This is a genomic window from Pseudonocardia parietis (assembly GCF_017876315.1).
GTDB classification, from domain to species: domain Bacteria; phylum Actinomycetota; class Actinomycetes; order Mycobacteriales; family Pseudonocardiaceae; genus Pseudonocardia; species Pseudonocardia parietis.
Map to the genome: position 1 here is coordinate 26,887 of NZ_JAGINU010000002.1, position 20,274 is coordinate 47,160.

Here is a 20,274-nt window from a genome sequence, read left to right on the forward strand (position 1 = left end):
AATGCTCTCGCTGATCGTCTTCCTGCCCGCGCTGGTCGCGGTCGCGCTGTGCGCGGTTCCGGCGCGGGCGGGCACGACGGTGTTCGCCAGTGCGTGGCTCGCGACCGGGCTGGTACAGCTCGGGCTGATCGCCGGGGTCTGGTCGGGCCTGCCCGCGTCGGGGTACGGCTTCGTCGAGCGCTACGCGTGGATCCCCAGCGCCGGGGTCTCGTATCACCTCGGCGTGGACGGGCTGTCGCTGCCGCTGCTCGCGCTGACCGCGATCGTGTTCACCGCGACCGCGGTCTACACGCTGCGCGGCACCGACCGGCCGAAGGGCTTCGTGCTCCTGTTCCTGGCGTTGCAGGCGGTCAGCGCGGGCCTGTTCGTCGCGCTCGACCTGATCCTGTTCTTCCTGTTCTTCGACCTGTCGATCGTGTTCATGTACTTCGTGATCGCCGGGTGGGGCACCGGCGCCCCGGCGCGGCGGGCGGCGCTGACGTTCTTCCTCTACACCTTCCTGGGCTCGCTCGCGCTGCTGCTCGGGTTCATCCTGCTCGCCCTGGCCGGACCACAGGTCACCTTCGACATCCCGGCCCTGGCCGAGCAGAACCCGCTCGCCGACGGCGGCGGGTACGCCGGGCTGACCCTGCTGGTGATCGGGATCGGGCTGGCGGTCAAGACCCCGCTGTTCCCGTTCCACACCTGGCTGCCACCGGCACACACCGAGGCTCCCGCGGCCGGGTCGGCGATCCTGGCCGCGATCCTGCTCAAGATGGGCACCTACGGCTTCGTGCGCATCGCGATGCCGCTGCTGCCCGCGAGCTGGCGCCAGTTCGCCCTGGTCGCGGTGATCCTCGGTGTGATCTCGGTGCTCTGGGGCGCCCTGGTCGCACTCGCCCAGACCGACCTCAAACGCATGATCGCCTACACCTCGGTCAACCACATGGGCTACGTCCTGCTCGGGCTCGGCGCCGCCGGCCTGATCACCGCCGACGACGAGCAGGCCCGCCAGCTCGCCACCGCGGGAGCGACCTACCAGATGGTCAGCCACGGGTTGATCACCGCGGCGCTGTTCCTGCTGGCCGGGTCGCTGCACGAGCGCGGCCACACCTACGACATGGCCGCCTACGGCGGGCTCGCGACCCGCACACCGCGCTTCGCCGGGCTGTTCGCCGTCGCCGCGTTCGCCTCACTCGGCCTGCCCGGGTTCTCCGGGTTCATCGCCGAGTTCCAGATCTTCGCCGGAGCACTCGGCGCCGTCCCGGTCGCGACCGTCGTCGCGGTGACCGGCGTCCTGCTCACCGCCGCGTTGTTCCTGCTCGCCATGGGCCGGATGCTCTCCGGCGAGGTCCGTGTCCCGGACACCCCCGGCACACCGCGCCCGTTCCCCGACCTCGACGTCCGGGAGCTGCTGGCCATCGGCGCGCTACTGGTCCTGGCGACCGTGCTCGGGCTGCTGCCGCGGGTCCTGCTCGACGTGATCGAACCCGCCGCCCGCACCCTGGGCGAGCTGGTGACGCGGTGATCGCATGGACATGACGATCCATAGTGACCCGTCCGCCCTGATCCCGGAGATCGCGCTGCTGCTCGGCGCGGTCACCGGGCTGCTGCTCGGCGCCTGGACCCCACGCCGACGCCAGTGGACGATCCGGGTACTGGCCGCACTGGCCTGCACCGTCGGCCTGGCCGCGACCACCGTCGCCGCGACCGGACCGGTGGACGTGGTGTTCGGGACCTACGTCCTCGACACCGCGACCCACGCCACCCGGGCGATCGTGCTCGTCGCGACGCTGCTGCTGCTCGCCCTGTGCGGCGACACCGTCGCCGGACACCGCCGCGAGACCGAGTTCGTCGTCCTCGTCCAGCTCGGGGCGCTGGGCTCGATCCTGCTCGGCGGGGCAGCCGACCTGATCCTGCTCTTCGCGGCGTTCCTGCTCGCCAGCGTCCCGCTCTACGCCCTGGCCGGCTGGGCCAAGCAGGGCACCGCACCCGAAGCGGCGCTCAAGTACTACCTCGCCGGCGCGCTCGCCGGCGTCACCACCGTGGCCGGGGTGACCCTGCTGTTCGGCACGGCGGGAGCAACCGGCTACGACGCGGTTGCCGACGGGATCGCCTCCGGACCGGGCGGCGCCGCGGCGGTCGGACTGATCGCCGTGCTCGTCGGGCTGGCGTTCAAGGCCGGAGCGGTTCCCGCCCACTTCTGGGTGCCCGACGTCGCCGACGGCACACCGCCGGCGGTCGCCGCGGTGATCACCACGCTGCCGAAGATCGGCGCCCTGGTCGCCACCTACCGGCTGCTCGACACCGCGGTCCCGGCCGACGTCGTCGACTGGCCGTTGATCGTCGCGATCCTGGCTGCGGTGAGCATGACACTCGGCAACCTCGCCGCGTTCGCCCAGACCTCGGTGCTGCGGCTGCTCGGCTACTCGACCATCTCGCAGGTCGGCTACCTGCTCATGGCCCTCGCCGTCGCCGGGCGGGCCCCGCTGGCGCAGCCGGCGCTGCTGTTCTACCTCGCCGCTTACGCCATCACCAACATCGCCGCGTTCGCCGTCGTCGCCGCCACCGGACAGCGCACCCTCGCCGGCCACCGGGGACTGTTCCACCGGGATCCGCCACTCGCGATCGCGCTGGTGGTCGCCTTGCTGGGGTTGGTCGGGACTCCGCCGACCGCGGTGTTCCTCGGCAAGCTCGTCGTGTTCACCGCGACCGTGGACGGGGGCCTGGTCTGGCTGGTCGCGCTCGCCGTGGTCAACACCGTCGCGTCGCTGTTCTACTATCTGCGCTGGATCGCGCCCGCCTTCGGCGAACCGGGCCCCGACCACGAGCGGCCGGTGACCCGGGCTCGTGGCTGGGCGCGTGGAACCGCGCTCGGTGCCGCCGCGCTGTCGCTGCTGCTCGGCCTCGGTGGTGGGGTGGTGTTGAACACCGTTGGGTGAGCCCCCGAAGTCGACATGCTTCACCGTCGGTACCGTGGCCGGGGTGAGTAATCAACGGGTTGAGCTGCGGTTGCTGCTCATCGTGCCCGTGTTGCTCGCGCTGCTGGGCATGCACGCGTTCGTGGCCGCCCCGCCGGGCGCGACCGGGCACGCCGCGACCACGGCCGCCGTCCCGTCGGATGGTGCTGCCGGGATCCCTGCGATCTCCGACCTGACGTCACCCGGCAACGACCCGGCCGACGTACCCGGCGACCATGGCGCCCGGTCGGATCCGGAGCACGCCTTGCACTTGTGCCTGGCCATCCTGACCGCCCTCGGTGTGTTCCTTCTCGCTGCCGGGCTCCGCCTCGGTGGCCCCATGCTCGGTTCGCTGGTCATGCCCGTCCGGAGCTCACTTCGACGGCGGTCTGTTGCCAGACCGCCACCTCTGTCTCGTCGTCTTGCCCAGCTGTGCGTGATGCGGAGCTGATCGACCCCCAGCGCGGAAGAGCGCTGGATTCCACCAGCTCACGACCGGTCACATGCAACGGAGTCCACCATGAAGATCAAGAAGATGGCGCTCGCCACGACGGCGGTCACTGCGGCCCTCGCCCTGTCCGCGTGCGGCGGTGGGGAGGCCACCGGCTCGGCCGGCCAGGCACCGCCCGCGCCGACCTCGTCTGCGGCGGGCCAGCAGGTTTCGGCCGATCACAATGATGCCGACATCGCTTTCGCCCAGGGCATGATCCCTCATCACCGGCAGGCGGTCGACATGGCCAATCTGGCGGCCGACCGTGCCGAGAGCGACCAGGTCAAGCAGCTCGCTACCGCGATCCAGCAGGCGCAGGGTCCCGAGATCCAGCAGCTGCAGGGCTTCCTCGCCGCCTGGGGCGCGCCCGAGTCCGGTGACATGCCGGGCATGGGCCAGGAGCACAACATGCCCGGGATGGAGCAGAACGGCATGTCCGGGATGTCGGGCATGATGAGTGATCAGCAGATGCAGCAGCTCGAGCAGGCATCCGGTGTCGAGTTCGACCGGATGTGGCTGCAGATGATGATCGCCCACCACGAGGGTGCCGTGCAGATGGCGCAGACGGAACTGCGCGACGGCCGCAACCCGGAGGCGAAGGCGCTCGCCCAGAAGATCATCGATGCCCAGCAGACCGAGATCACTCAGATGCAGGAGATGCTCGGCTAAAGGCATGACTCGGCGGTGGCGCGTCCGTCATTAGCGACGGCCGCCCACCGCCCGGAACAATGCGCACGTGTTGGGGTCGGCGTGGCTCGGTGCGTCGCCGTACGTTCTGTGGTTGCCCACTGGGGCCACTCAGCGGCGCGGGTCCTCGTCACCGCACCGTAGCCGGAACGGCGCAGCCGGAACGCCACCTCAGGTTGTTCGCGTCGACTCCCAGCATGGTCTCTCAGCGCTGTCACAGGGCCCAGAGGGAGAGTGGGGGCATGGCAGCGGTCGCGCAGTCCCGAACGAGGACCGCGTGCGTCGGCGGCGTACCGCAGTCACGAGGCGCCATGACCTGCGGTGTGATCGCCACGGTCGGGGCGGCACTGGTGGTTGATGTGCTCGCCGGCGAACACCCGATCCACACCCTTGCCCTCGTTGTACTGGTCGGGGCCGTCACCGGGCTGCGCCGGTGGATCGCGCCGCGATTCCGCGGGCTGTTGAGCCTTCTCAACGCGACCATCGTCGCCCAGCCCGCCCTGCATCTCACGGGCAAGTGGCTGGGGCGCTCGGCTGAAGGATCTGGGCTTGAGTGGCCGGCACCGGCTGGTGTCTGGCACGGCCTCGTTCCGGATGGGGTGACCGGCACCCAGCTCGCCGCCACTGTGCTGATCGTCGCGATGGTCCTGATCTGCGGCGCTGCCGCGGACCTCGTGGTCGGCTACTTGCGAGCGCGACTTCCCCGCCTGACCCAGCGCAGCCAATCGGTGCGACGCCCCGGCGTGCGCCTGCCCCGGGTGCGCCGACACGGATCGATGCTGCGTTGGTGCGGTTGGAGGTTGCAGTCAGCTCGTCGGGGCCCCCCGGACGCTGGGGCTCCCGGCTGCTGAGTGCTCTCGCGACGCTCGGTCGCCGCCCGGGGCTCAGCGGCCGGACGGGCTCTGCACCGACTGCGCCTACGACACCCTCTGAGCAGCGACCACGTGGGAACCGGGTAGCGCCGCTCAGGACCTCGGCTCCCGGCAGGCATCGTCCTTCGCCAGAGTCGAACGGGTCGCGGCCCACTGCCCGCAGAGGCACACCTCGACGCCATCGCTGACTGCCTCGCTCCTGCCCACCGCGCCCACGTCGGTGTCGTTCGACCGACTCGCAATGGCTAGGCCGGACAGCCACGACCCCACCTGAGACCACGGGCCACGTCGCAACGGTCGCCGGTATCGGCAGCCACGAGGCCGTCGCCGGATCACCGTCTTCCCTCTCAACCTTCGCCCGCTGCTGGCCCCATCCTTCTCAGATCCGGCGGCCGCTCGCGGGTATCGACAACCAGGAGCAGCACTCATGCACGACGACTCTGGCCGCTTCCGCTGGATACGAGACACCGTGCTCTCGGCCCTGCGGAGCGATTCACTGCTGACCGGACAAGGTCGCCGGCAGGTTCTCAGCCGGGCAGGTCGCACATCGACGCCCCAGGCGACGTCACTGATGGTGACCTGGACCGGTGCTCCCGGCTTCAGTCCCGACATGCTTATCGACCGGTTCCTCCTCAGCCTCCACGACACCGGCATGCCAGCCGGCTCCCTCGGGTCCCGACATGTCCTCGACCACGCCACCGCCGTCCTCCGCGGCGCGCTCACCGCGGACAACGGCATCACCTTCTCCGTGGTTCGCACGGGCCGCTGGCTGGAGCAGTCCGCCGTCGTCGAGCACGGCCTCGAGCTCGTTGCGTTCGACGCTCGAGTGCCGCGCACGGAACTCGACGGCCGGCTGCCAGCCGAGAGAGGCGTCCCTGCCACGCCAGGCTCGACTGCCGGTACTGGACCCGAGCCGGCCCATCTCCGCTCGGCTGACCAGTCCGCACGGGTCAGGGACGAGGTCACGCCACGCGAGCCCGTTGCGCCGTCGGTGTCGAGCAGCACAACTGGACGACCTGGGTCTGAGCATCGCGCGGCGCGGCTGCTGCGCCGGCGTACCGGCTCTACCAACGCACACCATCCGCGAGGTACATCGTGACCGAAACACCGCGCCTCCCGGCCCTGTGCGGAGACGCGCTCGGCCGATGGCGACGGGCTACGGCACGCACCCAGCAGCAACGATCGCGACTCCAGGTTCGCAGGCGCGCAGACGGCCGCATCGTGCGGCCCGTCCGATTCCGCGGCGACACGTACTACCAGGTTCTGCGCGGAGCCGATAAGTCTGGAGCCAACGGGTCTCGGCAGTACCCGTGATCGGACCACCGCACCGAGGAGGCAACGCAGGACAGCAACGCCCCTTAATCGTGCGAGCGCGGCACGACGGGGCTCGCATGCTCATAGGTGTCGCTGAATGCTCGCCGGGGACTCGTCGCGGCGGCACGTGTCGGCCGCCGTCGGCGCTGCACTCGCCCCCGGAAGTCGACCTGCTGCTTCGGACTGCGGGTCACACGCGCATCAGCGCGGGCGGGGGGTGGTCAGCTCGCCGGCGGAGCTGATCCCCCGGTGCGGACATTCGGTGAGCGCCACATCGACATACCGGCTGCCGCAGACTGGGCACGCAGACTACGGGCAGGCGCGGCAAGCACATGGTGATGCACGGTTGAGCTTGCCCGCTTTCCCGGAGTCTGGGGTTATCTGTGACCGTCGCGCGGGCCGCGATGATGACTACCCCGGTCACGAGCTTCACGTTCTGGGTTTCGACTTTCGTCGTGCTCCTGTCCGCAGGCGCGACAGGCGTGACAGGCGTGACGGGGTGCAGATGTGTGGGCTCGTCCCACTGGTCGGCAAGGCTGCACGCAAGTCGATGGCGCGAACGATCCGACAGCGGAATCGGGGTCGCAGGACCAATTTGGGCTTTCGGGGCCCGGCTACGGTGGTCGACCCCCGTCGTGCCAGGTTGGATCAACTACGACGGGCGCTTCTACAAGTCCGAGTTGATGAATTTCCTCGGACAGCAGATCAATCTATTCCTCGTGAAATAGATGGTGCCAAGAGTACAAACGGCTGCCGCGCCAAGTGGAAGCGCGTCGGAGGCTCGCCCAGGCTGCCTGCAGCCGACAGGCCGATCGCAAACACCTTCGAGTACGCCCACGCGAGCCATCTGTTTGCCATAGCTATTTAAGTTGAGAAGCTCCGGCGCGACACACTAGGTGAAGTCGATTCCCTGCCCGGCAAGCCATGGGGTCGGATTAATGTTGTCGCCACCCGGCTCGATGACCTCGAAATGTAGATGCGGACCGGTGGATTGACCGCGGTTGCCGACCTCGGCGATGACCTCGCCCGCCGATACTCGCTGCCCGACCTCAACCAACGTGCGGTCGATGTGTCCGTAGAGGGTGATGGTGCCGTCGGTGTGCCGCACCCGCACCCAGAGCCCGAATCCGCTCGCCGGCCCAGAGCTGATCACAGTCCCATCGAGCGGGACTCGGATCGGGGTGCCGATCGGTGCCGCGATGTCGAGGCCCTTATGCTGTGCATCCCAGCGCGGGCCGAAGCCGGAGCTGACACGTCCCACCATCATTTGCACGCTGCTGCCTGTGGCGGTGGCCGACCCCGTCGTCGTGTCAGCGTCCCCGCCCGTCCGGGCCGCCTCAAGTGCAGAACTCTCGGCGGCTCGCGCCTCCTGCGCGGCCCGGGCCGCCTGCTCGACGGCGCTGGTTGCCTGCACGGCGGCACGGGCGGCCTGCTCGGCAGGGGGCTGGTCGAGTCCGGCCGCCGCGACCAGATCGGCGGCGCTGACGACCTGCGGCTCGCGCAGCATCGGCGCCCTAGCTGGCACAGCCCCTGCGTCAATAAGGGCGGGATCCGGGACGGCCGCCTCCGGTGCGACCGCACCTCCGGTAGTGAACAGCTCGCCAACGCCGAGCAGGAGGACGTCGTCACCGTCGAGCACGGACGGCAGTGCCTCGGTCAGCACCATCTGAGCTGTGGCTGCGAGTGCGCTGCCGGCTACCGCGGCGGCCATGATTCGAACGGACAGAGCCGACACGCGCGGGGAGGAGTCGACCTGGGGGAGTGCGGCAAGCCGGTATGCGCCACCGGTTCCCGCAGCGGCCGACATGACCGATGGCGAGAACCCGAGGTGTGCGCGCCGGCTCACGGGGGAGCGGTGCCGTGCCACAACCTGTCCTTCCGATATTTCGAGCCCGGTGGACCACCCCCGTCGGACGGGGCGGGTCGCCGGAACGGGCCGTATCCGGCCCGTAACCGGGTCGTTATTGATCTCCCAGGACGCTAGTCTGGCTTCGCCTGCCTGCCCTCCCCATCACCAATGCCTGAGACCACCGGGCTCGAACGAGCGCCGAACGGTCAGCATCGGAGGCGACGCCCGATTACCGCTCATCGCGGGACCACGGCGCAAGTCCTTCCGTTGGCCGCCAACGTCACATTCCGCGAGAAGGGATCGAGATGGGGCGAGCCACGGCGCAAGCACCCGGATCTGCCGCACCCGAGGACCGGGTGCCCAGCCTCGCCTAGAGCCACTATTCGCGTGATTCGCTGGTCCCTGGCAAGCTCATTTGAGGTTGACGCCTGAACTATTGGTCAAGCGCTCTGGCGGCGTCGCCTCCTTGTCGGGCTGGGGTTGATTGAGTCAGACGGCGCCGGGCTGGTCGCCGCGGGGTGCCACGAACGGATCGCTCGGGGCGGGCGGCGGCGTAGGCGTCGCTGAGGACGATGCCGCGGTGTACGGCGTGTCGGCCGGGCATGGGTGCGGCCGCCGCTTGATCCTCGGGTTCCCTCCACAGAGCTCAAAGGCGAAGCGATGGGCAGCGGTGATGAGCGTGTCGACTCGCGGCCGCTGGGTTGCGAGGTCGCACGAGTGCATCTTCACGTGCTGCACCGGAAGGGCAGCCCAAACCGGGCATATAGGGCGAAGGCCCGACGCGACGGGGTGCCGCTGGACGCGGTGACGGTGCAGGCGTTCGACACCTACGGTTTCGAGCGGATGCGGATCGGCGGCGACCGCGGACAGCGATCTCGTGTGCGTCAACCTGTTCCGCGGCCCGGTCGGCGCGCCCATGCGCCCGGCGGTCGGGGAGCTGCTGGCCGCGGCCTCGCGGCGGGCCGGGCTGGATCGGTTGGTTCGCCGACCTGCTCGGGCACGCCTCGATCAGCTCGTCGCAGGCGCACGTGCATCCGCCCGTCCCGGCTGGGCGCCGCAGTGGACGCGGTGCCCAGCCCCCGCGAGCAGACGGCTCGAGCGCCCCGGTGAGCGCCTCGGCGACCGACGCACGCCGCCGACGGATCGTCGCTCCTGTCCGCAGGCGAGCGCGCCTCGCATGTGTCCGGCGACGTCGGGGTCCTCGACGGGCAGGCCGCTTGGCTGGCCACGCTGGTCGGCCCCGCGGTGAGTGCGGCTGGGATCCCGTCGGGCAGCTTCTGGCCCCACCCGCAGCTCGGGTGGACGCCGCTGGGCGGCTCAGCCCGGGCAGCGGCGAGCGCGGCGCGGTGCGTGGTGGCCGGCTGTTCGTGCTGCCTGCCCCGCGCAGCACCGACGTGGTCGGGATCTTCCGACTGACGACTCGATCATCTGCCTCGTCGGCGCGATGCTCGCTGAACAACACGACGTCTGGAGGGAGCGGGCACAGATCACATTGGCGACGGAATCTACACCTGTAGGATGAATCGACAATCGTTTTCGATAAATGTATGTCGATGTGTTGATGGGAGTTCATTCGTGTCCCGACACCGATTCCGTCCGGCCGCGCTCGTGGCCGGGGTAGCCGCGCTGCCCCTTGTGCTGTCTGCCTGTGGGGCCGGCCAGGGCGAGGCGCCCGCCGGCCCGGAGGCCGCTCAGGTTCGGATCGTCGTATCCACCGATGCCTGGGGCTCCGTAGCGCGAGCCGTCGGCGGCGACCACGTCCAGGTCGACTCGATCATCGAGGGGATGAACGCGGTTCCGCACGGCTACGAGGCGACCCCGCAGGACGCGACTACCGTCGGCGACGCCCAGCTGATTCTCATGAACGGTGGTGGGTACGACGGGTTCATGACCGGCCTGGTCGATGCCTCCGGCAGCCGGGCCCCGGTCGTCGACGCCGTCGAGGCCTCCGGGCTCGAGGGCGTGCCCGAAGCGGGCGACCGCGGCCACGAAGGCGAAAGCCCCGCAGAGCATGCGGCGCACGCCGGTGAGGAGGGCGCAGATCACGGCTCGTTCAACGAGCACGTCTGGTACGACCCGGCCACCGTGCAGAAGGTCGCGCAGCAGCTCGCTGACCGGCTCGCCGAGATCGACCCGCCCGCCGCCCAGACCTTCCGCGGCAACGCCCAGACCATCGGCAACGACATCGCGAATCTGACCAGTAAGGCCGCCGAGATCGGCCGGGCGCACCCGCGAGCCCGAGTGGCCGTCACCGAACCGGTGCCGAACTACCTGCTCGATGCAGCGGGAGTGCAGGATGTGACGCCGCCGGAGTTCTCGGCTGCGGTCGAGGAGGGCACCGATCCGCCGGCCGCTGTCGTCGCCCAGATGCTGGATCTGTTCCGCACCCAGCCCTCGGTCGACGCGCTGATCCTCAACACTCAGACGCAGTCCGCCACCACCGATCAGGTCCGCGCCGCCGCCGAGCAGGCAGGCGTCCCGGTGATCGAGATGTCGGAAACGCTGCCTGACGGCGCCGGCGACTATGTGCAGTGGATGAACGGCAACCTCGACGCGCTCGCCGAGGCACTCAACCGTTGACCGAGACCGGGGTGCGCCGCGACCGTAGATGTGGCAGGGCAGCCGATTCGCGCAGGGCGGGCCCTTCGAACGCAGCCACGCGGGAATGGAGGGGCAATCCGGCTCGGGCCAGAGCCAGCCGACCGGGTGTGGCGAAACGCGGGGGTTGCCGGAGACCGACTCCAAAAAGGGGCCGGACCCAGGTAGACCGGAACGTGCGCGCTGATGCTCAACCAGTTGCGGCAGTCGAGGTCAGCCGCGGCGTCCTCCGCGTAGCCTGGAACGGCTCGCGTACCTCAGGGCACGTCGACGCTGCAGGTGGGACTGAACGGGAGGCGGTGCTCGTGTTCGCAGCAGTGGCCGGGAAGGCCGCGAGCCTGGTGGCCAGCGGCTTGGCCGGGGCCGTGGCGTACGACGGCGTGAAGCGGGTGGTCCGCTCCGGTGCAGTTCGCGAGGCCGCGGTGACCGCGACGACGTGGGGCCTGCGCGGGGCTCGCGCCGCTGAGACCGGCGCCGAGAAGGCCCGTCTGACGACTGCGGACATCGTGAGTGAGGCCCGCGGCCGGATCGGCGAGCAGACCCCCGCACCGGGCGCCGGTGATGGGCACGGGCACGGTCACGAGCACTGAGGTCGAGCATCCTGAGTAGCGACATCGCGGGCCCGGATCTCACTGTCGTCAGCGACGCGGCCGGGCGTGTCCGTTTCGCCGTTCCCGCGCTCCGCGATCAGGTCGCGCTGGCCGTCGCCGTCGAGGACGTCGTCGACCACGTCGCCGGTGTCCGGCAGGTGCATGCCTACCCGCGCACCGGCAGCGTCGTCGTCTGGTACCGCGACGGATGCGACGGGATCGAGTTGCGCGAGGCGATCAGCAAGGGCCTCGGCGCCGATCCGGAGGCGACCGTGGCCCGCACCCCGCGTTCGGCAGATACCCACCACGGGGAGTTCGCCCGTCTCGTGGTGGGCGGGGTCGCGCTGGCCGCGCTCGGGTTCCGCCGCTACGGCCTGCGCCGTCCGCCGATGCTGGGTCCGACCAGCCGTACCGTCGCCACCGGTGTCACGATCTTCACCGGGTACCCGTTCCTGCGTGGCGCGCTGCGCTCGTTGACCGGTGGCCGCGGCGCGGGTACCGACGCGCTGGTCTCCGCCGCGACGGTGGCCAGCCTGGTGCTGCGGGAGAACGTCGTCGCACTCACCGTGCTGTGGCTGCTCAACATCGGCGAGTACCTGCAGGACCTGACCCTGCGTCGTTCTCGCCGGGCGATCTCCGACCTGCTGACCGGCGCCACGACACGGACCTGGATTCGCCTGGCGGACGGCAGCGAGATCGAGGTCGACATCGACGACCTGGTGCTCGGCGACGAGGTCGTGGTGCACGAACGGATCGTGCTACCGGTCGACGGCGAGGTCGTCGGGGGCGAGGGCGTCATCGACCAGGCGGCGATCACCGGCGAGCAGCTGCCGGTCTCGGTCGTGCCCGGCACGACCCTGCACGCCGGCTCGGTGCTGCTGCGCGGGCGGATCGTCGTCCGGGCGACCGCGGTCGGCCAGGACACGGCCATCGGTCGCATCCTCGAGCGGGTCGAGCAGGCCCAGGGCGACCGGGCGCCGATCCAGACCGTCGGGGAGAACTTCTCCCGCCGGTTCGTGCCGGCGTCGTTCCTCCTCGCAGGTCTCACCCTGCTGGCCACCCGGGACGTCCGCCGCGCGATGACGATGCTGCTCGTCGCCTGCCCGTGCGCGGTCGGCCTGTCGACACCGACCGCGATCAGCGCCGCGATCGGCAACGGCGCCCGCCGCGGCATTCTGATCAAGGGTGGCGCGCATCTGGAGGCCGCCGGACGGGTCGACGCGATCGTGTTCGACAAGACCGGCACATTGACCCAGGGGCGCCCGGTCGTCACGAACGTCATCGCGTTCCACGACGACTGGACACCCGAGCAGGTGCTGGCCTACTCGGCGTCGTCGGAGATCCACTCCCGACATCCGCTGGCGCAGGCGGTCATCCGCTCCACCGAGGAGCGGCGGATCGAGATTCCGCCGCACGAGCAGTGCGAGGTGCTGCTCGGCCAAGGCATGCGGGTGCAGGCCGATGGCCGCGTACTGCTCATCGGCTCCCGGGAGCTACTGCGCGCGCAAGGTGTGAAGGTCAGCCGCAGGGCCGCCGACTGGGTCCGCAAGCTGCAGCGAGCCAGCGAGACCCCGCTGCTGCTCGCGGTCGACGGCGAGCTCGTCGGTCTGGTGTCGCTGCGCGACACGATCCGCCCCGAGGTCGGCGACGTGCTGGTCAAGCTACGTGCCGACGGTGTCCGGCGGATCGTCATGCTGACCGGCGACCACCCACGCACCGCACAGGCAGTGGCCGGACAGCTGGGCATCGACGAGTACCGCGCGCAGGTGATGCCCGAGGACAAGCAGGACGTCGTGCGGGCGCTGCAGGCCGAGGGCCACACGGTCGCCATGGTCGGCGACGGCACCAACGACGCCCCGGCACTCGCACTGGCCGACATCGGGATCGCCATGGGCGCCGCCGGGACCGACGTGGCGGTCGAGACCGCCGATGTCGCGCTGGCCGCCGACGACCTGAACGCCCTGCTCGACCTGCGTGACCTCGGCCGCCGCTCGATCACCCTGATCCGGCAGAACTACGGCATGTCCATCGCCGTGAACGCCGCCGGGCTGCTGGTCTCCGCCGTCGGAGCGATGTCGCCCGTGGTCGCGGCGATCCTGCACAACGCGTCCAGTGTCGCCGTGGTCGGGAACAGCTCACGACTGATCCGCTACCGGATCCCCACGAACATGTCGACATCACTCACCGAAGGCCCCCTGCTCGCAACCCAACCGGATCAGTGAGAGCCACCGTCAGGACGCCAGCGGATCGGGTGTGAGATGGACCCGCGCGAGCCTCTCGACCAGCTCCGGCAAGGCACCATCCGGAGCGCTACCTCGCCTCAGAGCCCGGTAGCTCTGCAGGACCGCGTCCGACACCGTCGCTCGCGTCACGCTGCAGCCGAACTCCGCGCACAGCCGTGTCGTGGCTTCATCACAGCAGGCCAAGCACTCGGTCGAGGTGGCTGCCGCGCGGCTCGACCTGGTCACCCCTGCCGGGCCTTGTTCCGCGGGTTCTTCTTGTTGATCACGTAGACCTTTCCGTGACGACGGATCACCTGTGCTCCCGGCTTGTTCTTCAGGGAACGAAGCGACGTGCGCACCTTCATGTGCATCTCCTCGAGGTGGCGGCCACACCGGACCGCGACAGCGTGTTCTCTCCACCGGTTCCCGGCCCCGAACTCGAGGTCCGGGGCGCGGGACCGCTGGACGTCGGCGGGTGAGTCACCAGCTGGACTTGCGCACCCCCGGTAGGGCGCCGTCGTGCGCCAGCTCCCGCAGCCGGACCCGGGACACCCCGAACTTGCGCAGGTGCCCGCGCGGGCGCCCGTCGACCGAGTCGCGGTTGCGGACCCGGGTGGGACTCGCGTCGCGCGGCTGGCGACGCAGCTCTGCCGCCGCGGCGGCCTTCTCCTGCGCGGTGGCCGACGGCCGCGCGACGACGGCCTTCAGCTCGGCCCGGCGTTCGGCGTACCGAGCCACGATCGCCTTCCGGCGCTCGTTCTTGGCGATCTGTCCCGTGGTGGCCATCAGACACGTACTCCCCTCGTGCGGATCCGCGCGACCGCGGCGGGCGGCCACGGGAACCGGACCGGGAGCAATCCCGGCACCGCGCCCGTGGCCGACCCAACCGGGCCCCCACGCGATCATGGGACTTCGACACTCCGCATGATCACGTTGGGGCCGTGCCTCTACCTGCGCCGACATGCCAGGGACATCATTTGCCGGTCGCTCTTAACCAGCGGGTTCGGGGTTCGAGTCCCTGACGGCGCACAGATCACGAAAGGGCTCGCGGGAATTGTTCCCGCGAGTCCTTTTCGTCGTCCGGCCGGGCGCCGGTACTGCCCGGTTCGGTGACCCGCGTCGCCTGGACATGACCGGAGCGCCCGGACCCGCCACGATGTCCTCATGGCGCGTCCCGACCACACCGTCTTCCTCAAGCGGTCCTTCTCCCGGATGGACCAGCTGGCAACCCCGTTCCTCACCGGACGGCGGCTCTGCATGCAGCTGGCCCGGGTCGTCCCGTACGGCACGAACGGCGTGGTCGTCGAGCTCGGCGCCGGGCCCGGCGTGCTGGCCGAGCCGATCCGCGAACGGCTGGGACCGGATGCCCGCTACCTCGCGATCGAGATCGACCCCGAACTCGTGGCGCACCTGCGGCAGCACAAGCCGTGGCTGGAGGCCGTGGAGGGCGACGTCGCCGACCTCGACCGGATCCTCGACGACGCCGGCATCGACAAGGTGGACGCGTTCGTCTCGACCCTGCCCTGGGCGGTCTTCCCGCAGGACCTGCGGATGAAGGTGATGGGCGTGATCGCGAGCCGGCTGGTGCCCGACGGCGTCCTCAGCATGATCATCACTTGGATGGCACTGCCGAAACGGGTCCGGGACCTGCGCGCCCTGCTGGACGCCCACTTCGACGAGGTCGTCGAGACGGCCACCGAGTGGCGCAACCCGCCGCCGGCACGGACGTTCCTGTGCCGGCGCCCGCTGGCCCGGCCCAACTCTCTCGACGAGCGAGACACTCGATCAGCGAGCTAGTGTCGGTGGCGTGAGCACACCCGGGAGGACCGTGATCGCGGGCGGCGGCCCCGGCGGGATGCTGCTGGCGTACCTGCTGGCCCGCGCCGGGCTGCCGGTGACGCTGGTGGAGCGCCACCAGGACTTCGACCGTGACTTCCGCGGCGACTCGCTGCACCCCTGGACGCTGGAGCTGCTCGACCGGCTCGGGTTGGCCGTGCGGCTGCTGGAGCAGCCGCACGTCAAGGCCCGCCAGTTCCGGCTCCGGACGCCGAAGGGTCTGATCACGACGTCGGACTACGGGCTGCTCGACACCCCGTACGACTACTTTAGCCTGCGGACTCGGGTGCTACCCCGGATACCGGCCCAGCCGATCGCCGCGGCCGCCAGGAGCAGGAACCCGCCGAGGAGGTAGACGGCCTGGATGCCGAGCGCGGCGGCGAGCATGCCACCGAGGAGCAGCGACGCGAGGCGGCCCAGCTGCCAGAACACGTCGAAGCTGGCGAAGATCCGTCCGCGCAGATGTGCGGGGGTGTGGGCTTGCAGCAGGGAGTTGAAGGTGACCGCGCCGGTGGAGGTGCCCAGCCCGTAGATCGCCAGGGCGACCAGGGCGACCGGGAACGCGGTGAACGTCGCGAGCGCGAGGTCGACCAAGCCGCGGAGCACGTAGGGGCCGAACACGAACGCCGGGCGGCGCGGATCGCTGAGCAGCCGGCTCACCACCAACGGGCCCAGGAACGCGCCGACGCCGATCGCGCCCAGCAGCAGCCCGTACCCAGACGGTGGCAGGGCCAGGTGCTCCCGCGCCAACACCACCAGCAAGGCACTCGTCGCACCGGCCGACAGGGCCGCGAGGAGCTGACCCGCCCCGAGTGCGCGCAACAACCGGTCCGAGGCCAGTACCCGCACCCCGGCCACGGCGTCGGCAAAGAACCCCCGCCGTTCAGTCGAACTGGGGGTGGCCGGTAACCGCAGCCCGGTGAGCAGAACAGCGCTGGCCACGAAGCTGGCCGCATTGATCCCGAACGCCGGGCCGGGGCCGAGTGCGGCGTAGAGCAGCCCGGCGACAGGCGCCAGCGCGATCTGGCTCAGTACGGCGGCTGTCCAGATGCCGCTGTTGGCTGCGACGAGCTCGTTCTCGTCGACCAGTGCGGGCACGGCGCTGTTGGCTGCGGGGTTGAACAGGACCGCTCCGACAGAGAGCCCGAACGCGATCACATACACCGCGACGACGTGGTCGCCGAGCAGGATCAGCGACCCGGCCAGCAGGGCACGCCACACGTCCGCGGCGATCATGATCCAGATCCGAGGCAGCCGGTCGACCAGGGCGCCCGCCAGGGGCGCGAGCAACAGGACCGGCACGATCTCGGCGAACACCACCGCGCTCACACCCAGGGCCGAGCCGGTCAGGTCGAACACCAGCAGGGCCAGCGCCACTGTTGCGAACACGTCCCCGCATTGCGACGCGGTCCGCGCCGACCACAGGCGTCGGTAGCCGGGGTGGGCGAACACCGTGCGCAGCCCGACCCGGCGAGATGCAGCGTTCACGCTGGCCGCACACCGAGGAACGCCTCCGGGATGTCGGCCAGCGTGGTCGTGACGGTCAGCATTGCGAACGCCAGCAACGACCCGAGTATCACCGGGCGGCGCCCGAGCCGATCCAACAGTGGCCCCCATACCTGGGGCGTCGCCCCGTACGGGATCAAGTACGCCGGCACCACCAAGCCCAAGCCGCCAGGTGCGGTACCGAACGTCTCTGCCCACCGCGCCCGGATCGACGCGATCATGAACGTCGGCGCGAAGCCAGGAACGTCGAGGGTAGGCAGCGCAACTAAGCCCCTGAGTGGACTACGGGTGGCCTTCGGCTGGACGGGCACACCGCATCCCCCTTCTCGTCGGGAACCATCTGGCCTCCCGACGCTAGAACCTTGCCCCAGGGATAGGGTCAAGGTGCGATCGTGAGGAGGGGCGCCATGCGGATGACCGTCGGCGCCGCGGCCCAGGCCGTCGGCGTGAGCCCCAAAGCGGTCCGGCTGTGGGAAGCCAAGGGACTCCTGCCCGCCGCCGAGCGGACTGAAGCCGGGTACCGGATGTTCACCGACAACGATCTCGAGGTCCTGCGCTTCGTCCGCCAAGCGAAGACCCTCGGCCTGCACCTCGATGAGATCAAAGACATTCTTGATCTCCAGCGGGGCGGCGAGCAGCCCTGCGGACATGTTCTGTCGTTGCTCGACATGCACATAGCCGAGATTGACCGCCGACTTGATGACCTGACTCACTTACGTCAGTCACTATCCCGCGCACGCGCCGCTGGTGCCCGTCAGCATGGCCACAACGCCATGGTCTGTCGGATCATCGAGAATCCAGCAGACAGCGCATAGCTTGCCGCGGATGTCGGCGCGGCTACCGCTCGCCACCGGCGATCCACGCTGCTCGCCCCGCTTCCCTCGTCCGGCCGCTCTGTTGCCCGGTCACAGTGCCAGCGGTTCACGCCGCCGAAGCCGGATCTTGGACTGCGCACCCAGTTGTGGTTGGGCGCAGCAGCCCCAGCAGGGTCTCGCGGGCCTCGCCCCGGGCTGCTGTGGCGATCAGCGTGTCCCGTTCGACCCGGCCCGCCCGGATGCCCCACCGGCGAAGTCAAGCACCTCGGTCCCCGCCACGGGGGGATCGGCCTCGTGGGGCGACCGTCGCGGCGATACGCTCCGGGAACAGGCTGTGCTTCCGCCTGAGCGCGGGTTTCTCGATCCCGAACCAGGACAGCGCCGCCACCAGTGTCACGATTGCGAGCCCGACCGTCACGAACAGCGGGGTCGCAGTGCCGCCGAGCCCGGTCAGCACGAGCAGCTGCAACACGGGCCAGTGATAGATGTAGAGCCCGTAGGATAGGTCCGCGCGCATCGACCACGGCCATCGAAAACCCGCCCCGAACCACACAAGCAGGTAGGCCAGTGGCGCGGCACCGAGCACCCGGTAGTCGGCGAACGCGGCCACGCTGACCAGGAACAGCGAGGCCGACACCGCTGCCAGGCCGATGTGCATCAGCAGCCGGTCGGCGTAGAGGTAAGCCGCCGCGCCGAGCAGGAACACGAAAGTCAATCGGAGCACCCGGTCGTTGACGAACACGGGCAGCCCGGCTTCCTGCAGGATCGTCAGCACGGCCAGCACCACGAGGATCAGTGGGACGATGATCCGACGCTGGCGCAGGACCCCGACACCCCCGAGCACGGCGATGAGCAGGTAACAGAACGCCTCGAAAAACAACGTCCACAACGCCCCGTTGAAGCTGACGCCCATCGGGGTGCCGGCGAGGATGCCCGCGATGTCGTACTGCACGATCAGCAGGCCGGCGTTGCCGAACAGGTAGCGCAGCGCCGACGGCTCCCCGGTGAATGGGATGGCCGCGGACAAACCTTGTAGGAGCGCGGCTAGGGGCGCGACCACGAATGTGGTCACCAGCAAACACAACCAGAACCCCGGCGCGATTCGCAGGAAACGGTGCCACACGAACCGCGGGAAGGACTCGAGGGTCAGGAAGCTGCGAGTGATCAGGAACCCGCTGAGGATGAAGAACCCGTCCAGCCCGAAATCCCCCAGAGTGGACAGCCCCCAACGCCACTGCTCGCCGGTGCGGATCCCGATCCCGTGATCGATGGCGACCAGCAGCGCGAACGACAACCGCAGCACGTCGAAGCTGTTGCGCCGTGGATCGAACCGGTCGCCAAGCGTCGTCATTATCCCTCCCGTCTCCCGGTCTCGGGCAGCCGCAGCGCCACCGGGTCTGAGGCTGAGGCGGTGTCCGCGGCGTAGAAGGAGCCGCTGGCGGCCTACTGGAGCCCTCCCGCGACGTTAGAGTTGGGTCGCTGTGGAGGGACTGAGGACCGCGGTACCGACGCGTACTCCCGCACCGCCTCGATGCCGTCCGTGGTCGACGTTCTCCGCAATGTCGGAGATCGACGAGGAAGCCGACGACGGGACGCGATGGTGACGCGCTCGCCGGACGGCGGTACAGCCAGCGCTGCACCTGAGTCGGGCCCGGTGTGTCGGAGTCACGCAGGTCGGACAGCCTCTTGTCCGGCTGGTGGGCCGGCCGGTACCCGCCGAGCGGCGTCCCTAGACTTGCGTGGCGTCGGACCACACCCACGAACAGGATATCCTGATGGCTCGCGGCAACAGGCCTTCGAAGAAGCGACCGCCGTCGGTGGCCGCGGTCAACCAGCGCCCGCTCCCCTGGGGGACGATCGCCGCGATCGTGGTAATTGTGGGGCTGGCCGCGGTGTTCATCGGCTACCCGCTGATCCAACGCGGCCAGAACGCGCAGTGGACACCGAGCGAGGACAACCGCGACCCGTCACTGGCCATCCCCGGAATCGTCACGCAGGAGTACCCGGGCGGCCAGCACGTGCTGGGCGACCAGCAGGTCGCCTACACCCACAGTCCGCCCTTCGGCGGCGCGCACGACGGAGTCTGGGCCGCCTGCAACGGTGTCGTCTACCCGAACCCGGTGCGCAGCGAAAACCTCGTGCACTCGTTGGAGCACGGCGCCGTATGGATCGCCTACAACCCCGACCAGGTCTCGGGCGAGGCGGTGTCGTCGCTGCGCGAGCGGGTCGAGGGCCAGCCCTACACGGTGATGTCGCCCTACCCGGGACTCGACTCCCCGATCTCGCTGCAGTCCTGGGGCCACCAGCTCAAGGTCGGGTCCGCCGACGACGAGCGCATCGAGCAGTTCCTGCGCTCGCTGAGGGTCAACCGGTTCACCCACCCCGAGGTCGGCGCGTCCTGCGACGCCACCGGCCCGCAGGGCTTCGACCAGGACAACCCGCCGCCGTTCCGGCCGGCGCCACCGCAGCCGGCGGTTGACCGGCAGACGGTGTTCCCGGAGAACGAGGGCGCGAACCCGGGTCCGCAGCCCGACCAGGGCCTGCCGGGGCAGTGAC

Annotated in this window: 19 protein-coding genes; 12 read left to right on the forward strand and 7 right to left on the reverse strand. The window is 70.0% G+C overall.

Annotated elements, in window-relative coordinates:
• The first annotated feature begins 1 nt into the window (after window position 1).
• The 5 genes from JOF36_RS34465 (at window position 2) to JOF36_RS34485 (ending at window position 4,967) form a co-directional block, all read left to right on the forward strand.
• The gene (locus JOF36_RS34465) at window positions 2-1,507 is read left to right on the forward strand and encodes a complex I subunit 4 family protein (protein ID WP_210036469.1); all 1,506 of its coding nucleotides are present in this window, start codon (window positions 2-4) and stop codon (window positions 1,505-1,507) included.
• A 4-nt stretch (window positions 1,508-1,511) separates the two neighbouring features.
• The gene (locus JOF36_RS34470; protein WP_210036470.1) at window positions 1,512-2,921 is read left to right on the forward strand and encodes an NADH-quinone oxidoreductase subunit N; all 1,410 of its coding nucleotides are present in this window, start codon (window positions 1,512-1,514) and stop codon (window positions 2,919-2,921) included.
• A 43-nt stretch (window positions 2,922-2,964) separates the two neighbouring features.
• A complete protein-coding gene (locus tag JOF36_RS34475; RefSeq protein ID WP_210036471.1) occupies window positions 2,965-3,390 on the forward strand; it encodes a DUF6153 family protein in 426 nt (141 codons plus the stop codon).
• A gap of 69 nt (window positions 3,391-3,459) precedes the next feature.
• The gene (locus tag JOF36_RS34480; RefSeq protein ID WP_210036472.1) at window positions 3,460-4,098 is read left to right on the forward strand and encodes a DUF305 domain-containing protein; all 639 of its coding nucleotides are present in this window, start codon (window positions 3,460-3,462) and stop codon (window positions 4,096-4,098) included.
• 341 nt (window positions 4,099-4,439) lie between these two features.
• Complete coding sequence (locus JOF36_RS34485) at window positions 4,440-4,967, forward strand: hypothetical protein (RefSeq protein WP_210036473.1); 528 nt, start codon at window positions 4,440-4,442, stop codon at window positions 4,965-4,967.
• 2,227 nt (window positions 4,968-7,194) lie between these two features.
• Here JOF36_RS34485 and JOF36_RS34490 read toward each other — a convergent pair.
• Entirely contained in the window at window positions 7,195-7,968 is a 774-nt protein-coding gene (locus JOF36_RS34490) for a M23 family metallopeptidase (protein ID WP_085916729.1), read from the reverse strand.
• 1,791 nt (window positions 7,969-9,759) lie between these two features.
• Here JOF36_RS34490 and JOF36_RS34495 point away from each other — a divergent pair.
• Both JOF36_RS34495 and JOF36_RS41190 read left to right on the forward strand, forming a co-directional pair.
• Window positions 9,760-10,731 (forward strand): metal ABC transporter solute-binding protein, Zn/Mn family, encoded by a 972-nt coding sequence (locus tag JOF36_RS34495; protein WP_166666060.1) that lies wholly within the window; start codon window positions 9,760-9,762, stop codon window positions 10,729-10,731.
• Window positions 10,732-11,054: 323 nt separating this feature from the next.
• Window positions 11,055-11,339: a DUF1490 family protein gene (locus tag JOF36_RS41190; protein ID WP_246104042.1), complete on the forward strand. Its 285-nt coding sequence runs from the start codon at window positions 11,055-11,057 to the stop codon at window positions 11,337-11,339.
• Here JOF36_RS41190 and JOF36_RS39655 read toward each other — a convergent pair.
• Window positions 11,327-11,503, reverse strand: coding sequence for a hypothetical protein (locus tag JOF36_RS39655; RefSeq protein WP_245353127.1), 177 nt, complete (start codon window positions 11,501-11,503; stop codon window positions 11,327-11,329). The two genes, JOF36_RS41190 and JOF36_RS39655, sit on opposite strands and share 13 nt — an antisense overlap.
• On the opposite strand from JOF36_RS39655, the gene JOF36_RS34505 reads away from it, so the two are divergent.
• Window positions 11,498-13,561, forward strand: coding sequence for a heavy metal translocating P-type ATPase (locus tag JOF36_RS34505; RefSeq protein ID WP_307862779.1), 2,064 nt, complete (start codon window positions 11,498-11,500; stop codon window positions 13,559-13,561). The genes JOF36_RS39655 and JOF36_RS34505 overlap by 6 nt on opposite strands.
• A 242-nt stretch (window positions 13,562-13,803) precedes the next feature.
• On the opposite strand, the gene ykgO is transcribed toward JOF36_RS34505, so the two are convergent.
• Both ykgO and rpsN read right to left on the reverse strand, forming a co-directional pair.
• Window positions 13,804-13,926 carry a type B 50S ribosomal protein L36 gene (ykgO, locus tag JOF36_RS34510; protein WP_085916765.1) on the reverse strand — a complete coding sequence of 41 codons (123 nt, stop codon included), beginning with the start codon at window positions 13,924-13,926 and terminating at the stop codon, window positions 13,804-13,806.
• Window positions 13,927-14,041: 115 nt separating this feature from the next.
• Window positions 14,042-14,347: a 30S ribosomal protein S14 gene (gene rpsN, locus JOF36_RS34515; RefSeq protein WP_210036474.1), complete on the reverse strand. Its 306-nt coding sequence runs from the start codon at window positions 14,345-14,347 to the stop codon at window positions 14,042-14,044.
• Window positions 14,348-14,725: 378 nt separating this feature from the next.
• Here rpsN and JOF36_RS34520 point away from each other — a divergent pair, with 378 nt between their 5' ends.
• Together JOF36_RS34520 and JOF36_RS34525 are read left to right on the forward strand one after the other, a co-directional pair.
• Window positions 14,726-15,358, forward strand: a complete 633-nt coding sequence (locus JOF36_RS34520) for a class I SAM-dependent methyltransferase (RefSeq protein ID WP_210033520.1) — start codon at window positions 14,726-14,728, stop codon at window positions 15,356-15,358.
• A 10-nt stretch (window positions 15,359-15,368) separates the two neighbouring features.
• Window positions 15,369-15,752, forward strand: a complete 384-nt coding sequence (locus JOF36_RS34525; RefSeq protein ID WP_372447471.1) for an FAD-dependent monooxygenase — start codon at window positions 15,369-15,371, stop codon at window positions 15,750-15,752.
• On the opposite strand, the gene JOF36_RS34530 is transcribed toward JOF36_RS34525, so the two are convergent.
• Both JOF36_RS34530 and JOF36_RS34535 read right to left on the reverse strand, forming a co-directional pair.
• Window positions 15,662-16,885, reverse strand: a complete 1,224-nt coding sequence (locus tag JOF36_RS34530; protein ID WP_210036475.1) for an MFS transporter — start codon at window positions 16,883-16,885, stop codon at window positions 15,662-15,664. The genes JOF36_RS34525 and JOF36_RS34530 overlap by 91 nt on opposite strands.
• Window positions 16,882-17,124 carry an MFS transporter gene (locus JOF36_RS34535; RefSeq protein ID WP_210036655.1) on the reverse strand — a complete coding sequence of 81 codons (243 nt, stop codon included), beginning with the start codon at window positions 17,122-17,124 and terminating at the stop codon, window positions 16,882-16,884. Before JOF36_RS34535 ends, JOF36_RS34530 begins: the two co-directional genes overlap by 4 nt.
• A gap of 186 nt (window positions 17,125-17,310) precedes the next feature.
• Here JOF36_RS34535 and JOF36_RS34540 point away from each other — a divergent pair, with 186 nt between their 5' ends.
• A complete protein-coding gene (locus tag JOF36_RS34540) occupies window positions 17,311-17,718 on the forward strand; it encodes a heavy metal-responsive transcriptional regulator (protein WP_093356867.1) in 408 nt (135 codons plus the stop codon).
• Window positions 17,719-17,974: 256 nt separating this feature from the next.
• Here the strand turns inward: JOF36_RS34540 and JOF36_RS34545 are convergent, their stop codons facing one another.
• Window positions 17,975-19,069, reverse strand: a complete 1,095-nt coding sequence (locus JOF36_RS34545) for an acyltransferase family protein (protein ID WP_210036476.1) — start codon at window positions 19,067-19,069, stop codon at window positions 17,975-17,977.
• 424 nt (window positions 19,070-19,493) lie between these two features.
• Here JOF36_RS34545 and JOF36_RS34550 point away from each other — a divergent pair, with 424 nt between their 5' ends.
• Complete coding sequence (locus JOF36_RS34550) at window positions 19,494-20,273, forward strand: thioredoxin-like domain-containing protein (protein ID WP_210036477.1); 780 nt, start codon at window positions 19,494-19,496, stop codon at window positions 20,271-20,273.
• Window position 20,274 lies beyond the last annotated feature (1 nt).

Bases quoted from the DNA above. Each gene is read 5' to 3' on its own strand.
- JOF36_RS34465 (WP_210036469.1), top strand. From the start codon at position 2: ATGCTCTCGCTGATCGTCTTCCTGCCCGCGCTGGTCGCGGTCGCGCTG.
- JOF36_RS34470 (WP_210036470.1), top strand. From the start codon at position 1,512: ATGGACATGACGATCCATAGTGACCCGTCCGCCCTGATCCCGGAGATC.
- JOF36_RS34480 (WP_210036472.1), top strand. From the start codon at position 3,460: ATGAAGATCAAGAAGATGGCGCTCGCCACGACGGCGGTCACTGCGGCC.
- JOF36_RS34490 (WP_085916729.1), bottom strand. From the start codon at position 7,968: ATGGTGCTGACCGAGGCACTGCCGTCCGTGCTCGACGGTGACGACGTC.
- JOF36_RS39655 (WP_245353127.1), bottom strand. From the start codon at position 11,503: ATGCACCTGCCGGACACCGGCGACGTGGTCGACGACGTCCTCGACGGC.
- ykgO (WP_085916765.1), bottom strand. From the start codon at position 13,926: ATGAAGGTGCGCACGTCGCTTCGTTCCCTGAAGAACAAGCCGGGAGCA.
- rpsN (WP_210036474.1), bottom strand. From the start codon at position 14,347: ATGGCCACCACGGGACAGATCGCCAAGAACGAGCGCCGGAAGGCGATC.
- JOF36_RS34520 (WP_210033520.1), top strand. From the start codon at position 14,726: ATGGCGCGTCCCGACCACACCGTCTTCCTCAAGCGGTCCTTCTCCCGG.
- JOF36_RS34535 (WP_210036655.1), bottom strand. From the start codon at position 17,124: ATGATCGCGTCGATCCGGGCGCGGTGGGCAGAGACGTTCGGTACCGCA.
- JOF36_RS34540 (WP_093356867.1), top strand. From the start codon at position 17,311: ATGCGGATGACCGTCGGCGCCGCGGCCCAGGCCGTCGGCGTGAGCCCC.
- JOF36_RS34545 (WP_210036476.1), bottom strand. From the start codon at position 19,069: ATGACGACGCTTGGCGACCGGTTCGATCCACGGCGCAACAGCTTCGAC.
- JOF36_RS34550 (WP_210036477.1), top strand. From the start codon at position 19,494: ATGGCTCGCGGCAACAGGCCTTCGAAGAAGCGACCGCCGTCGGTGGCC.